At 43.7% G+C, this 14,964-nt stretch carries 15 protein-coding genes; 3 read left to right on the forward strand and 12 right to left on the reverse strand.

Annotation, left to right across the window (positions count from 1 at the left end; all coding sequences use genetic code 11):
* Positions 1-58 precede the first annotated feature (58 nt).
* The 12 genes from truA to GCHA_RS00800 form a co-directional block, all read right to left on the reverse strand.
* A complete protein-coding gene (truA, locus tag GCHA_RS00745) occupies positions 59-850 on the reverse strand; it encodes a tRNA pseudouridine(38-40) synthase TruA (protein ID WP_007984047.1) in 792 nt (263 codons plus the stop codon).
* A 169-nt stretch (positions 851-1,019) separates the two neighbouring features.
* Positions 1,020-2,369, reverse strand: coding sequence for a sigma 54-interacting transcriptional regulator (locus GCHA_RS00750; protein WP_007984048.1), 1,350 nt, complete (start codon positions 2,367-2,369; stop codon positions 1,020-1,022).
* The gene (locus GCHA_RS00755) at positions 2,366-2,968 is read right to left on the reverse strand and encodes a hypothetical protein (protein WP_007984049.1); all 603 of its coding nucleotides are present in this window, start codon (positions 2,966-2,968) and stop codon (positions 2,366-2,368) included. Before GCHA_RS00755 ends, GCHA_RS00750 begins: the two co-directional genes overlap by 4 nt.
* The gene (locus GCHA_RS00760) at positions 2,968-4,371 is read right to left on the reverse strand and encodes a sensor histidine kinase (protein ID WP_007984050.1); all 1,404 of its coding nucleotides are present in this window, start codon (positions 4,369-4,371) and stop codon (positions 2,968-2,970) included. The genes GCHA_RS00755 and GCHA_RS00760 overlap by 1 nt, the downstream gene beginning before the upstream one ends.
* A 115-nt stretch (positions 4,372-4,486) precedes the next feature.
* Positions 4,487-4,660, reverse strand: a complete 174-nt coding sequence (locus GCHA_RS00765) for an EF-hand domain-containing protein (RefSeq protein WP_229816493.1) — start codon at positions 4,658-4,660, stop codon at positions 4,487-4,489.
* 552 nt (positions 4,661-5,212) lie between these two features.
* Entirely contained in the window at positions 5,213-5,662 is a 450-nt protein-coding gene (locus tag GCHA_RS00770) for a tellurite resistance TerB family protein (RefSeq protein WP_007984052.1), read from the reverse strand.
* A 96-nt stretch (positions 5,663-5,758) separates the two neighbouring features.
* Positions 5,759-6,820, reverse strand: coding sequence for an ABC transporter ATP-binding protein (locus tag GCHA_RS00775; protein ID WP_007984053.1), 1,062 nt, complete (start codon positions 6,818-6,820; stop codon positions 5,759-5,761).
* Positions 6,821-6,860: 40 nt separating this feature from the next.
* Positions 6,861-8,498 (reverse strand): ABC transporter permease, encoded by a 1,638-nt coding sequence (locus tag GCHA_RS00780; RefSeq protein WP_039991907.1) that lies wholly within the window; start codon positions 8,496-8,498, stop codon positions 6,861-6,863.
* 32 nt (positions 8,499-8,530) lie between these two features.
* Entirely contained in the window at positions 8,531-9,547 is a 1,017-nt protein-coding gene (locus GCHA_RS00785; protein WP_007984055.1) for a Fe(3+) ABC transporter substrate-binding protein, read from the reverse strand.
* Positions 9,548-9,629: 82 nt separating this feature from the next.
* Positions 9,630-10,091, reverse strand: coding sequence for a GNAT family N-acetyltransferase (locus GCHA_RS00790; protein WP_007984056.1), 462 nt, complete (start codon positions 10,089-10,091; stop codon positions 9,630-9,632).
* A 35-nt stretch (positions 10,092-10,126) separates the two neighbouring features.
* The gene (locus GCHA_RS00795) at positions 10,127-11,773 is read right to left on the reverse strand and encodes an ATP-binding SpoIIE family protein phosphatase (RefSeq protein ID WP_007984057.1); all 1,647 of its coding nucleotides are present in this window, start codon (positions 11,771-11,773) and stop codon (positions 10,127-10,129) included.
* Positions 11,774-11,807: 34 nt separating this feature from the next.
* Positions 11,808-12,113 (reverse strand): STAS domain-containing protein, encoded by a 306-nt coding sequence (locus tag GCHA_RS00800; protein ID WP_007984058.1) that lies wholly within the window; start codon positions 12,111-12,113, stop codon positions 11,808-11,810.
* Between the two features lie 134 nt (positions 12,114-12,247).
* Here GCHA_RS00800 and yciH point away from each other — a divergent pair, with 134 nt between their 5' ends.
* The 3 genes from yciH (at position 12,248) to pheA (ending at position 14,818) form a co-directional block, all read left to right on the forward strand.
* Positions 12,248-12,568 carry a stress response translation initiation inhibitor YciH gene (gene yciH, locus GCHA_RS00805; RefSeq protein WP_007984059.1) on the forward strand — a complete coding sequence of 107 codons (321 nt, stop codon included), beginning with the start codon at positions 12,248-12,250 and terminating at the stop codon, positions 12,566-12,568.
* Between the two features lie 32 nt (positions 12,569-12,600).
* Positions 12,601-13,401 carry a response regulator gene (locus tag GCHA_RS00810; protein WP_007984060.1) on the forward strand — a complete coding sequence of 267 codons (801 nt, stop codon included), beginning with the start codon at positions 12,601-12,603 and terminating at the stop codon, positions 13,399-13,401.
* Between the two features lie 217 nt (positions 13,402-13,618).
* On the forward strand, positions 13,619-14,818 hold the full coding sequence (gene pheA / locus GCHA_RS00815; protein ID WP_007984061.1) for a prephenate dehydratase: 1,200 nt from the start codon (positions 13,619-13,621) through the stop codon (positions 14,816-14,818).
* Positions 14,819-14,964: the final 146 nt, after the last annotated feature.

The following is a 14,964-nucleotide window of genomic DNA, read 5'->3' on the forward strand; positions in this document are numbered from 1 at the left end:
GGCGCATTCAAACCGTATTAAAACACAGTTATCCAAAGTTACGAAAGTAAAACTGGTCTTAGAAGTCGTCAGCTAAAAACAACGGGCCCATTTTTAAACGAGGAAGTTCAAACACTTCTGGGTACGTCACATGCACTAAATAAAGTCCGTTCGGCAATGCGGTAATGCCTGCTTTAGTACGATCTTTAACTTCTAATAATTCATCTACCCATTCGACGGGCTTCTCTTTATGGCCAATAGCGACCAAGGTACCAGTGATATTGCGCACCATATGATGTAAAAACGCATTCGCTTGCACATCAATCACAATATAGTCGCCCATGCGCTTAACGCGAATATGAGACATAGTACGGGTGGCTGTTTTAGCTTGGCAGTTGACCGCTCTAAACGAGCTAAAATCGTGTTTGCCCACTAACTTCTGTGCCGCTTGGTTCATCAATTCATGATCAAGATCACCATAAATATGCGTCACCCCATTGGCTAAAATACCGCTGCGCAAGGTACTGTTGTAGATAATATAACGATAACGTCGCGCCGTGGCTGAAAAGCGCGCATGAAAATCATCAGGCACCGCTTTAACCCAGCGTACTGATACGGTATCTGGTAAGTAAGTATTGATACCTAACGTCCATGCTCTATCTGGGCGTTGGCTATTCGTTTCAAAATGCACCACCTGCCCTGTTGCATGTACACCTGCGTCGGTACGTCCTGCACACACCACGCGTATAGGTTCATTGGCAATACGCGTTAAGGCTTCCTCTAAGTGCTGTTGCACACTGATAACTTCATTTTGCCTTTGCCAGCCGTGAAAACTGGCACCGTCGTATTCCACTCCTAACGCTATACGCATGTAACTAATTACCTCTTTAATAAATTGCCGCGTATTCTAAAACAGAACACAACAATATGTAGCACTAACTTTGCGCAATTGAACATTTTTACAAAAACACAAAAAAACGCGAATAATAACATTATTCGCGTTTTTGAATTATCGCTGAACTTTTTAGGCTCAATAAGCGCTAATCATGCTTGAAATCGGTCGAGTGCAAATCATGCTTTTTCATTAGCTTGTGTAAATCGGTTCGATTACGCCCGGCAATTTCAGCAGCGCGCGTTACATTGCCGTCTGTCATTTTCAGTAACTTAAGCAAGTAGCTTTGCTCAAATGCGTCACGAGCTTCGGTAAGCGTTGGCCACTTTTGTTCTGAGCTAGACAAAGCTTGTTCTACAAGATGCACAGCAATAACGGATGTTTGCGTTAATGCCACGCATTGCTCAACCACATTGACTAATTGGCGAACGTTTCCTGGCCATAACTCGGTGGTCAACAATTGCATTGCATCATCTGAAAAACGACTCACACGTACTTCATGACGCTCGGCGCTTTTCTTTAATAAGTAACGTGCCAGCAACGGAATATCTTCGGAACGTTCACGTAACGTGGGCAAGGTTAAATTCACCACGTTTAAGCGATAATACAGATCCTCTCGGAAATTCCCTTCGCTCATTTCTGTGGACAAATTCTTGTGTGTCGCAGAGATAATTCGCACATCAACTGGGATTTGCTTGCTGCTACCTACCGGGCGAATCACTTGCTCTTGCAATGCACGTAATAATTTTACTTGCAAAGGCGTCGGCATATCGCCAATTTCATCCAAAAATAAGGTACCGCCATCGGCTTCTCTGAACAAACCTTGATGCTCATTTACCGCACCGGTAAACGCACCTTTGGCGTGGCCGAATAATTCAGACTCCAAAAGATTTTCCGGTAACGCACCGCAGTTTATTGCCACAAAAGGTTTGTTAGCCCGTTTACTGGCTTTATGAATAGCATTGGCTAGCAGCTCTTTACCTGTACCACTTGCACCACTGACTAAAACACTGACATCACGTTGTGCAACTCGGTGGGCTTGATCAAGTAGTTGCTCCATTTGCATAGAACGGGTGATGATTTGCTCTCGCCACGCTCCCGCTTGCGAGCCTTGACTTTGACTGACCGCTTTGGCTAATAAATCGCGTAATTCTGTATGGTCAATCGGCTTAGTTAAAAAACCAAAGACCCCTCTTTGGGTCGCCTCTACCGCGTCTTGAATGGTGCCATGGGCTGTCATCAATATAACAGGCAGATCTTTGCCTAAAGACATAATCTCTTCAAACAAGCTCAAGCCGTCTAGACCTGGCATTCTAAGGTCGCTTAATACCGCATCAAAGTTTTGGGTATTCATTAAACGCAAGGCCTCTTTGCCACCTTCTGCGCTTTGCACACTGTAGCCTTCGCCTTCTAGGCGTATGGCCATTAATCGCAGTAAACTCTCATCATCATCTACGAGTAATATTTGTGGCTTCAACGACGCTTCATTTTTACTCACTTAGGATCTCCTTTAGCGTTATCCATAATGGACGCTTCAATCTTTAATAATTGTTCAATCTGACTACGCTGTTCTTCAATTTGCTCTCTTTGTTGGTCAACCAAGGCTTGTTGTTCTTCAATTCGGGTGGATTGCCCACCGTTAATCTTGCTTAGGGTCACCACGGCAGATTCCGATTCGAGCAAGACTTGGCTTGGGTGGTAGATCATCACACTGAGCATGTCTTGCATGCCACCATCAAACTCTTTGATAAGACTCAATGCCCAAGATTGAGATCGAAGCTTATCTTGATAAGGAGTGTCTTTACCTTGGCAAAGCAGCACCTTGCGCAGCAAATCCTGCGGGCTATCGCTCAGCAAAGCGATTTCAGCCTTACGTTGTGCCCACGTCATTTCGTCGCCATCTAGCCAATAATTAAGCCAATAAACAACATCACAATTTTGCTCAACAGAGGCTTCAGGGGTCTTATATAAACAGTAGTTTCTTTCGTGAAGCACTTCTTGACGCTCAGCAGCGGTCTCGTTCTCAGGTATTAGTTTACAACCGGCCAAACTCAAAACGACTAAGCTTATCCCTGCTTTTATTATTTTCGCTTTCATTATTTTTTCTCAGTTAAGGGGATAGAAACACGGAAACACACATCCGCGTAATCCACGTCTACAATTTCAACTTTACCTCGCATCATACGCGCACAATCGGCTACGATCGACAACCCCAGTCCAGATCCAATAATCCGGTCATTTCGTTTTCCTTCACCGCGATTAAATGGTTCAAATAAAATAGCGCGTTGCTCGGGTGATATTTTTTGCCCGCGATTGGACACATCAAGCACCTGAACATGTTTCTCTTGATAAAGTTTGATATTGATTGGCCGCCCTTTACTGCCATGAGCAATGGCATTTGATAACAAGTTATCCAAAATACGACGAAACAATTTCGCATCTGCATACACTTGGTTTAATTCTATTTTGGTATCTAATTCATGCTTGTTTTGTTGTAAGGCCAAGCGATTATCCGTAATAAACTCTTCGATCAATGTGGCCGTTTTTAACCATTGGAAATCAGGTTTTGCCTGTTGCAGCAGCAAATTGTAGTCAAGCAACTGCATGATCAGGGTGTTTAATCGATCCGTGCTGCTATTGAGTAGAGACATCACCTCCATTTGCTGCTCCGTTAGCTCACCCACGACTTGCTCTGTTAATAATGAACAACCCTCTTTAATACTGGCCAACGGTGTTTTAAGCTCATGCGAAGCATGGCGCAACAACGCGTGGCGAAGATGCTCTAACTGAGTTAAGCGATCTGCAAGACGGTGTAACTTGCGTTCTACCAGAATAAGTTCTTTGGGCCCGGAGTTAGAAATTTCTGGCAGCTCATCTTCTTGTAGAGAGATAGCCTGAATTACATGCTCCAATTTGCGCACTGGTCGCAAAATCAACTGACTACCAAAAATGATCAACATTAGACTGATACTGACCAATAAAGCGGTCAGCCAAGCTTGGGTTTGCTGCACAGAACTAACATAGCCCTGACGTTTTTTGATCCTGTCATCGAGTAACGAATCAACACTTTGCCCTAATTCGGTCAGCGCTCTACGAAACTCTGCAAGCTGTGCGTCGAGCAATAATTGATCACTTAACCTGTCATAACTTTGAAACCAAGTTAAACGCTCAGAGAGAACATGACACTCTTGTGAGTTTTCTAGCTGCACACACAAGCTACCTAAGGCTTCTGTAAAACGTTCGACGTATTTGTCAGATAGCTCTTTTAATTCTGCTTTATCTAACACGTGGTATTGTCGGATCAAGCGTTCAATATCCACCGAAAAACTTTCAAGGCTATTCACACGCCGCACCATAGCCACCGAAAACTCGGCTTCATTGGTGGCGATCTCTCCCATTCTTCCTAATGTTATTTGGCTGTGCCACAGCAGTACCACTAGTGGTACCAGCACGAGTGCAAAGCTGACTAAGGTAAGCTGGCGTAACGATCCAAGCTGCATTGGCAATCCTAACAATCTAATCCTTCCTAATTGGCCAGCATAATAACAAAAGGTGGTAACACTAGGCAGTAAATATGATGGTTTAACCTAATGCATAGCAGATTTTCGACCTCGCTTAGTTCAAAGCGTTGCCATGGGATCGTCTAACGTGGACCGTGGTTAATTCGTGACGGCTGATCAAACCATCACCATTAATATCAATACGACTAAAGGACTCAAGGATAATTGGATCCGCCACGGCCTCTTTAATCGATATCTCACCGTCGGCGTTTTTGTCCAGACGTTGCAAAATATCATCCTGTGGCTGAGATGGGATCGCCATAGCAAAACTACTTGAAAACGTAAGTAGGCAAGAAATGAATTTACAAAAAGCGCGTTTCATGAATGTTATATCCGCAGCACGAAGGCAAAATTGGGTTCATTGAAAAAGATAAATAGCATCCTTGCCTTGCAATAAGCGCAACTCGTAAGCCTAGCTAAAAATGCATAAGAGCCATCAGTTGCAAACGCCATCGCAGCCAATAACAGTATTAGTGTCGACCCTTATTATTTTCACCGTACTTGCTATCCATGCGTCACTCCCGAGGAACCAGTCGAGAAAAGTACGATTACAACTTTAGTATTACAATATCTAAGCCAAGTTTATTTAATTCATTAAAATCAAATAGTTAAATTAATTACAATAGGAGAAGTCAAGTAGATAGCATCCTTAAGTGTCGCGAATTTAAGACAAAATTAATGATACTGTCGTCGAGTACGGGGAAACGCTGCAGAAATGGCCTCCCCTGAGGAAATCGGTCAGCTTTATAGTGTATTTAATTAGATACACCCTACTGTGAAGTTACAAATCACCGGCTGCGGCAAGTTTACTTTGAATGAATTGGCTATGGGAAACATACAGAAGGTCAGCCACCCTTCTTATCATGTGCTCTTCTTCTGGATCCAGTACATCGTCCGCGTAAGCTATTTTCCAAAGGCCATCAATAATGCCGCGCCGCTGCTCTGGGGTACACGTATCATTGATAACCCGAGTAAACTGAGAGAAGTCTACCGCTTGGGCCGCTTTATCTTTGGTTAAATCAAGTAACTCAGTTAACTGAGTGTCATCTAAGGTAAAGCGTGTACGTAGGATGTGCTCATAAGCACTTTGTTCTTCTGCGCTAAAGTCGCCATCGGCACGCATTAATTCGTAGAGTAAAACGGCAGTGGCTACCTCATGGCTGTTTTCTCGTCCTGCTTGTTCGTCTTGACGTGTCTTTTCTTCAAACCAATTTACTAACTTTGACAACATAACCACTTCTCTTTCGTTCTCTGATTAACCTTATATCTAACGATTATTCAGTAAATTACAAGAGGGAGTAAGCAATGTATCGATAAATGGTCGCTCTTACGCGTTAAACATAACGAGGTGCTTAAGATCTAAACGGATGCCGATCCTTTCACCAAGAGCATGGTCGTGGTGACTCGGAGCCAAGCAAAGCACAGTTGCCGAAGGATCGTCATGCAAAGCAAGTTCATAAAGTATGTGTGCACCTTTAAACGCACGCGACATGACCAAAGCCAGATTCTGACTATTGTCATCATGTACTATGTCGTCAGGACGCACCAACACATCAATGTTTGTTGCACCTGCAAACCGTGTTATTTGTTCTTTAGTGAGGGAAAAGACGCCCAGCTTGGTTTTAAGGTGAATGTCGTCGGCGCTGTCCGCCATAATAATTTGCCCGGGTAACAAGGTGCCTTGGCCAATAAAACCGGCGACAAATTTGTCTACTGGCCGGTGGTACAACTGATATGCCGTTGCCCACTGTAATAAATGCCCCGCCTTTAACACCCCAATTTTATCTGCCATGGCAAATGCTTCGTGCTGATCATGAGTGACCAGCAATGCACTCGTACCTGCTTGCTTTAGAATACGCCTTATATCTTGCGCTAAGTCTTCACGTAGCTCAGCATCTAAACTTGAAAATGGCTCATCAAGCAATAATAAATCAGGCCTAACCGCCAGCGCACGCGCAAGGGCCACCCGTTGTTGTTGACCGCCTGATAAGGCATGAGTGAAACGTTCACCGATATCCGGCAAGCCCACCAACGCAAGCAGTTCGTCAACCCGCTGTGCCTTTTCTTTGCCACTACTGTGATGTAGTCCAAAAGCAATATTTTGCGCTACATTCAAGTGTGGAAACAAGGCAAAGTCTTGAAAAACAACGGCAACTTTGCGCTTATCCGGTGCAATATGCGTATCTACACTGGCCACCTGAGTGCCTCTTAGAGCAATCTCACCTTGGGTAAGAGGTTCAAAACCAGCAATTGCGCGTAAAATAGAAGTTTTCCCGCATCCTGATGGGCCCAGCAAGCAACCTATTTCTCCAGAGTTGAGCGAAAAAGTTACCTCGCTGACCACCGTTTTATTGTCGTAAGCAATACTAATATTGTTCAAATCAAGCATTTGGTTTCACCTTCATAACACCGCACTGTCGTTGCTTTTGTCACCTATCTTTACCTGATTCAAGCGCTCTGGTTAATAATACAACCGGTAATATTCCAACCAACACGATGGCTATAGCAGGAACCGCCGCATCTTGAAGCCGCTCTTCTGAGGCCAGTTCAAATGTTCTTACTGCTAAGGTATTAAAATTAAAGGGGCGCAGTATGAGTGTGGCGGGTAGTTCTTTTAATACATCTACAAAAACAAGCAAAATCGCACTGAGAACGCTAGCGCGTAGTAAAGGTATGTGGACTGTTTTTAAAACAGCGAAAGAGGACAACCCCATTGAACGTGCCGCATCATCCATACTTGGCTTAATGCGTTGTAACCCTGCTTCAACATTGTGTAATGCCACGGCTAAAAAACGCACAGAGTAGGCCAGAAGTAGCGCGACTAATGTACCTGAAAATATCAAACCAACACTGGTGTCAAATAGCGACTCGGTAAGCGCATTCAGAGCATCATCTGCGGCGCTTAACATCAGCATTGCGCCAATAGCTATCACCGTACCTGGTATCGCATAACCCAAACTAGCTATTTGCACTTGAGAGTTTAGCAACCAGTGGCTGCGTAAACGCTTCGCGTAAGCAAACAGCAAAGCTAAACCAACAGCAATCAACGCAGCGCTTGCGGCTAAGTAAAAGCTATTCCAAATCAAATCGATAAAGCCACTGTCAATTTGCGTGGTGGCGCGCTCTGCGGCCCAAATTAGCAATTGTGCGCAAGGAATAATAAACCCTAAAGATACCGGCAACAAACAGGCTATCACCGCCCACACTGCGGATACTGGGGTCAACGTTAAACGCTTAGCGCTGTTTTGCTTTTGGCCTTGATGAAAATAGCGTAAGCGACGGCGAGAGTGTTTTTCAATCAACAAAAGCACCAACACAAAACTGGTTAGCACGGCAGCCAACTGCGCCGCCCCAATCGTATTTCCTAAACCATTCCAAGTACGAAAAATACCCGTGGTAAAGGTACTAATACCAAAATACTGCACGGTGCCATAATCGGCAAAGGCTTCCATCATGGCCAATGCAGTACCGGTTAAAATGGCCGGACGAGCTAGTGGAAAAGCAACTTTACGAAAATAACCAAAGCCGCTAACGCCCATGCTGCGGCTCGCTTCATAAAAGCTCGCTGATTGCTCTGAAAATGCCGTGCGCGCTAACATGTACACGTAAGGATAAAGTACCAGCGATAGCATCAATATTGCACCGCCTACTGAGCGCACATCAGGAAACCAGTAATCATGATATGTCCAGTTGAAGGTAGCGCGCAGGTGAGTTTGTAATGGCCCTGCCACATCCAACATACCTGTATAGGTGTAAGCTAGAATGTAGGCAGGCATCGCCATAGGTAGAAGAATAAGCCATTGTAAAGTGCCACGCCCAGCAAACTCGTAACGAGCCACCAGCCAAGCTAAGCTTGTACCTAGCAATAGCGTCAGCCCACCCACACTAAAGGCTATCAGTAATGAATGATAAACATAGTCATTAAGCACTGTGGCAAACAGGTGCTGCCATAATTCTTTTTGGGGAATAAAAACGCTGGTAAAAATTAATAAAACCGGCACTGCCAATAGTAAACTAAAGACAGTGACGGCCCATAACCACGGCTCTCGCCAAGGACTAATTTTCAAAAGAGAACAGGTCGGTAAAATAAACTATCGAGTTATTTCCAACCTGCTTTATCCATCAATACCACTGCTTGACGGTTTAATTCGCCTACCTTAGCAAGGTCAACATCTTCGGCTTTAAAGTCACCGAACGTAGTCAACACTTCACTTTGCTCAACATCAGCGCGTAAAGGGTACTCATGATTGGTTTTTGCGTACCACTCTTGCGACTCATCTTGTAGCATGAAACTCACTAGCTTTTGTGCTGCAGCGGCATTAGGAGCGTGCTTGGTAATGGCGGCACCAGAAATATTGACGTGGGCGCCACGGTCTTGTTGATTTGGCCAAACCACTTTTACTTTGCTGGCCGTTTCTCGCGTAGCTTCGTCTCCATCACTGGCCATACCCGCCAAGTAGTATGTGTTGGCAATGGCGATATCACACTGACCTGCCACAACAGCTTTAATTTGATCGCGATCTCCACCTTTTGGCGTGCGAGCAAAATTCTTAACAAAGTCATTTAACCAAGCTTGGGTTTTCTCTTCACCAAGCTGAGCAATCATAGCAGCCACCATGGATTGGTTGTAAATATTGCTTGAAGAGCGAATACAGATCCTACCGCGCCATTGTTCATCGGCTAAGTCTTCCATACGGGACAACTGGCTGGCATCAACGCGCTCAGGGGCAACCATCAAAGGCCGCGCTCTTAAGGTAAAACCAACCCAGTTGCTATCCGGATCGATATAATTTTGTGAGATCAATTCTTTAAACGCGTCTGTTTCAATTGCTTGGGTTAGACCTTGCTCTTTTGCACGGTATAGTCGACCAACATCGGTGGTAATTAAGATATCCGCTGGGCTGTACTTCCCTTCACTTTTAAGGCGCGTGATAAGCGCATCGGCTTTGCCGGTAACAAGGTTAACTGATATACCAGTATCAGCACTAAACTTATCGAGCAACGGCTTGATAAGAGCCTCTTTTCGCGCAGAATACACATTAACTTCTTGCGCAGATGCAAATGCACTAACGGAAATACAACTGACTAAACCCACTAATTTAAGAAAACGTTTCAAACCTATATCCTGTTTCAAATAGTATTTATCGAATGAATGACAGCCTAAAGCAATTGAGAATAATTATCAATTAGGTGAGCTTTTATTGACTTTCAAACATAAGGTAATGACTTTCATGCATGTCTAACGCCTCATAAGTGCGCTGAGCAACCAGATTTTCCCGCTCTACATAAAGACGGTAGCCGCACACATTACCTGCGTCATCTCCAAGTGCTCGCACTTTATTATATAGAGCGCTGTAAAGCCCTTTACGGCGAAATTGCGGCACAATATAAACACTTTGTACCCACCAAAACTCACTGTTACGCCAATCACTCCACTCGGTTGTTACCATCAAGCTGCCAACCACTTGTTCATCTATTTCAGCGACCAGGTAAAAGCCTTTGCTTGCATCGTTAATAAGGTTACTTACCCCTAACGTTAACACGTCGCTATCGAGTTGCTTACCTTCGGTTTCGTCAGCCATAAGTTGATTGAAGTTAACCAAAGATTCGATATCACTCACCTGGGCTTTTCTGATGATTGTTTGTAAGTTATTTTGCATATCTAGCCTTTTTAGCTTTTCCGTGAAACTTCACTTTATACGTTAAACATCACTTCGACCGCGTTACCAGCATCTAAATACTGCACGCTATCTGTTAACTCTGCCACTAACTGAATGCCACGTCCAAAACAATCCTCTAAACTGGCTTGTTTTAAGCGAAGCTGATAATCAAACCCTGGGCCCGAGTCACGCACCAGAATAATCAAACTACGCTTAACGGGATCAAATGTTAGGGTCATGCTGATTTCTGCCTGACTTAACTGCGCGAGGCGCTGTGTACGCAAATCAAAATAGGCTTCAAACCCATCAGGGGAATGTTTTAAAGCAGAATCAAGCTTTAATACCCCGTGATCTAAAGCGTTGTTGTACAACTCGCTTACGACAGTAAATAAACGAGCGTGTAGCGCGTACATGCCAGTTTGGCTACATACCATGTTGACCACACTTTGCACGGGATCGCCTTCTTTAATAGCGCTAGCGTCTAATTCAAACGTTAAATGAAAAGGTATTGGCGCAATAGTCTGCTGGTGCTCTAAAGCCAAAAGAGATTGACACGTATAGGAAACGCAAGTTAAGTCATCCGAGGGACTGGTATTTTGACTAAATTGCGTAATCCGCTCAAATAACTCTGTGACCGTCACATCTGCTTGAGCTGCCACCCAATGTTCAATTTGTTTCTCACTGAGCATATTCTGCTCAGGATCCATGATTTCTATCACACCATCTGAAAAAGCCAGTAAACGGTCGCCTACCGTACTTTGATAGCGCTGAATTTCTTTGCCCATCTCATCGGCGTCCAGTATGCCTAATGCCATATGTTGTGACGAGAACCGTTCAATCACGTCCCCTTCAGCGTTAAATAGCAGTAGGTCAGGCATACCACTATTCCATATTTCCAAACGGGTACCACAAAGACTTACATGCACCAGCGCGGCAGCAAAAAACATATCGCCAGGCAGTAATTTTAATAAGGTTTCATTTAGAGTCGCAGCCATTTCAAACACTGATAGTCCCTTGCTCGCCATTGCATGAAAAGCCTGAGAAACCGGCAACGCTCCGATAGCTGCAGCAAGGCCGTGACCAGTAAAGTCACCGACTAAATAATAAAGTCCACCGTTAGGGCCAGCACTAAACAATAATAAGTCACCATTAAAATCCGTTGCGGGAAGTAACTTAAAATCTAAATAGGGTAATAACTTGTTGTCGTTCGTTACTGCATTGCCAAAAATATGCTCAACAATTTTATGCTCACGCTCCACTGCGTTGCGATAAAATATTAACTGCTGATTTTGTTCATATGACTTTTTACTTAATTCTCGGGTCCGAGCATGGGCACTTATTTTCGCCGCAAGAATAGTTTTATTAAAGGGTTTGGCAACAAAATCGTCGCCCCCTACATCAAGACAACGCACCAGACTGTCTTCGTCATCCAATGCGGTAATAAAAATAATTGGTAGATAGATTTCATCTGTTTGAGCCTTGAGCAAGGGTGCCACTTCAAAGCCGCTCATGTCTTCCATCATCACGTCGAGTAACACTAATTCAGGCTGAATGCGCTTTGCTAACGACAGTGCTTCGTGACCACTTTCTGCTTCGTAGCAGTCTGGATAACCGTTCTGTTCTAGCATGTGCACCAATAAGAAACGGTTTAAGGAGTCATCATCAACAATAAGTATACGCATAATTAGGCGAACCACCGCTTAGCTAGCAAGCAAACTAGCTGATTTCAAATTTTTTATCGAAGCGTGCAATTTGTAAAATTTTAAGCACTTGAGGGCGGGTATTAGTAATTTTAAAGGTAGACACCTTTCCTGATAACAGCTTTTGCATGTTCAATAACATACCCAGCGCTGAGCTATCCATATAGTCTGTTTTGTGTAAGTCGATTGTTACCTCTTCCACATCTTCAATATCAGTTGAAAAAGCTACGCGAAAATCTTGCACTTTACCAAAATCAAATACTTCATCAGCGACCACCGTTAATTGCTTTTTGTCAGCTGAAAATTTTCGTTCCAAACTCATGCTTTACTCCATAAAACTGCGCTTAGTTGCTCTTACATTAAATAGCAGTTTGCGCATTTTGCCTATAAACATCACCGCTTTTTTAATAGAATCACATTTTTATTCTCATCTTCCAAGCTAAAGCGATAGTCAACATGAGCCAAGATAATCTTGTATATAGTACAGATGGTGGTCGAATTGCTGCTAAAAAAGCGCAGCCTTCACGCCCGCAAACAGACGGTATTATCCGTATCCGCAGAGAAACAAAAGGCCGTAAGGGTAAAGGAGTAACCACTTTGAGCGGCATGGACATGGATGCAGCACAGATCAAAACCTTGTGTTCTGAATTAAAGAAAATGTGCGGTACTGGCGGTGCAGTAAAAGACGGCGTCATTGAAATTCAAGGTGATAACAGAGACAAAATAAAACAAGCTTTAGAAAAGCGCGGCTACACTGTAAAGCTAGCTGGCGGATAATCCGCTAAATTAGTCCCCAACAAAGGTTTACCATGCAAAAGATATTGTTAGCAGACTTAAGTATTATTTTGGTCGAGCCATCGGATACCCAACGAAAAATTATCAGTACATTGCTGCACAAAGAAAACGTCGAAAACGTTAATGCCGTCAGCAATGTCAAAGAAGCCATAGAAGCCATCAATAAACAAGGCGCTGACTTGGTCGTGAGCTCTATGTACCTTGAAGATGGTACTGGCGTAGACATATTAAAATCAATTAAAAACTCGCCTGAACATTGTTCAATCCCGTTTATGTTGGTCTCATCGGAAAATCGCCCTGAAAAGCTAGAAGAGTTTAAACAAGCAGGTGTGGCGGCTATGCTTCCCAAACCGTTTAGCACCGAGAACCTCTCCCGTGCGTTAAAAGCGTCGTTAGATCTTATTAACACCGAAGAATTAGACTTAAATTTATTTGATGTTCGCCAAGTGCGTGTTTTGTTAGTGGATGACAGTAAACTAGCGCGAAACCATATCAAGCGTGTTTTACAAGGCTTAGGCATAGAACAGATAATTGAAGCGGAAAATGGTGCTTCAGCGCTCACTAAACTTAAAGAGCACACGTTCGATTTAGTGGTAACGGACTACAATATGCCAGAAATGGATGGTAGAGAATTATCCGAGTTCATCCGTTTTAACAGTGAAACGTCGCATATTCCCATTATTATGGTAACGTCAGAATCGGTAAACAGCTTGCATATGGCCAATATTCACCAGACTGGCGTGAATGCTCTGTGTGATAAACCCTTTGAAGTTGAACAAGTTAAGATGTTACTTATCTCCCTATTAGAGGAATAGATAGCACTAAGAAACATGCACTTTTAGCCTGTTTATAGAAAATATCTACGCTAAAGGCTATTTTAGCATAAGGTAAAGATTGACATTGGGCGCTCGAGTTAATAGATTCGAAAGCTCAGTGTATTCAACTGATAATAGTTTCAGCGCGCCAAGCCTGTGTTAAATCATTTATATACAAAGAACTTATGCCTTACCCAAAAGGCTTTTTAACCTATCTATGGAAGTGAGTAAAATGTCGGTCGTGGAGCTAGATAAATTAAGAGAACAAATTACCTCAATTGATCAGCAGTTACTGAAACTGCTCGCTGAGCGTCAGCAGTGCACCAATCAAGTGGCTGAAACCAAAATTACCCATCATATTCCGGTAAGAGATCACAAACGCGAAGAACAACTTTTAGTCAGCTTAATTAAGCGTGGCCAAGGCCATGGACTTGATGCTCATTACGTTACTCAACTGTTTCACGTAATCATTGAAGATTCGGTATTGAACCAGCAGGCATTGTTGGCACAACGAGCAAATCCTGGAAGCAGTTTACCACTCAACCGCGTGGCATTTTTGGGAGACAAAGGCTCGTATAGTTACCTGGCAACACAGAAGTATTTCTCTCGCCGTCCAGGTGAATTATTGGAAATTGGCTGCCAGAGCTTTGGTGAAATCATCAAAAAAGTGGAAACCAACGAAGCGGACTACGCTGTATTACCTATTGAAAATACCTCGTCTGGCAGCATCAACGAAGTCTATGACCAGTTACAGCACACTCATTTGTCGATTATTGGTGAGCTCACCCACCCTATCAAACACGCGTTGCTAGTGAGTAAAACGACCGACGTACATCGCATTAAAACCTTGTATGCACATCCTCAAGTATTTGCTCAATGTAGCCACTTTTTAGCTGAGTTAGGTAATGTTGAGGTGATTACCTGTGATGCTACATCCACGGCAATGATGACAGTGAATGAACTACAAAGTGAGTCGGTTGCCGCAATTGGCAGTGAAGCTGGCGGTGCGCTTTATGGCTTACATGCCATTAAGTCGAACCTAGCCAATCAAAAAGAAAACCACAGCCGTTTCTTCGTTGTCGCTCGCCAGCCAGTTAATGTGCCGTTGCAAGTTCCAGCTAAAACGACGCTAGTGATGTCCACAGTGCAAAAGTCAGGTGCGTTAGTAGAAGCACTGATGGTGCTTAAAAGTAACAACATCAATATGACGAAACTGGAATCGAGGCCGATCACAGGCAATCCGTGGGAAGAGATGTTTTATATCGATGTTGAAGGCAACATTCAAGATGGCCCTATGCAGGTGGCACTTGAAGAGCTAAAAAACACGACCCGTTATTTTAAAGTGCTGGGATGCTACCCAAATGACGAAATAAACCCGACGAAGATTGCGGCTGTAAATGCCCTTAAAGAAGAGTAACCCTTTACGGTATTTTTAATCATTGTCAGATAAGAAGGCGCTTTTTAGCGCCTTCTTTTCATTTTATTGCGATAAACACGATAGCTAAGGGCCGACGCAGGCATCAATAACGCGTTAAAACCAAAATAACTCAATAAACTCGCGCC

The sequence above is a fragment of the Paraglaciecola chathamensis S18K6 genome (assembly GCA_000314955.1).
In the GTDB taxonomy this organism is placed as follows: Bacteria; Pseudomonadota; Gammaproteobacteria; order Enterobacterales; family Alteromonadaceae; genus Paraglaciecola; species Paraglaciecola chathamensis.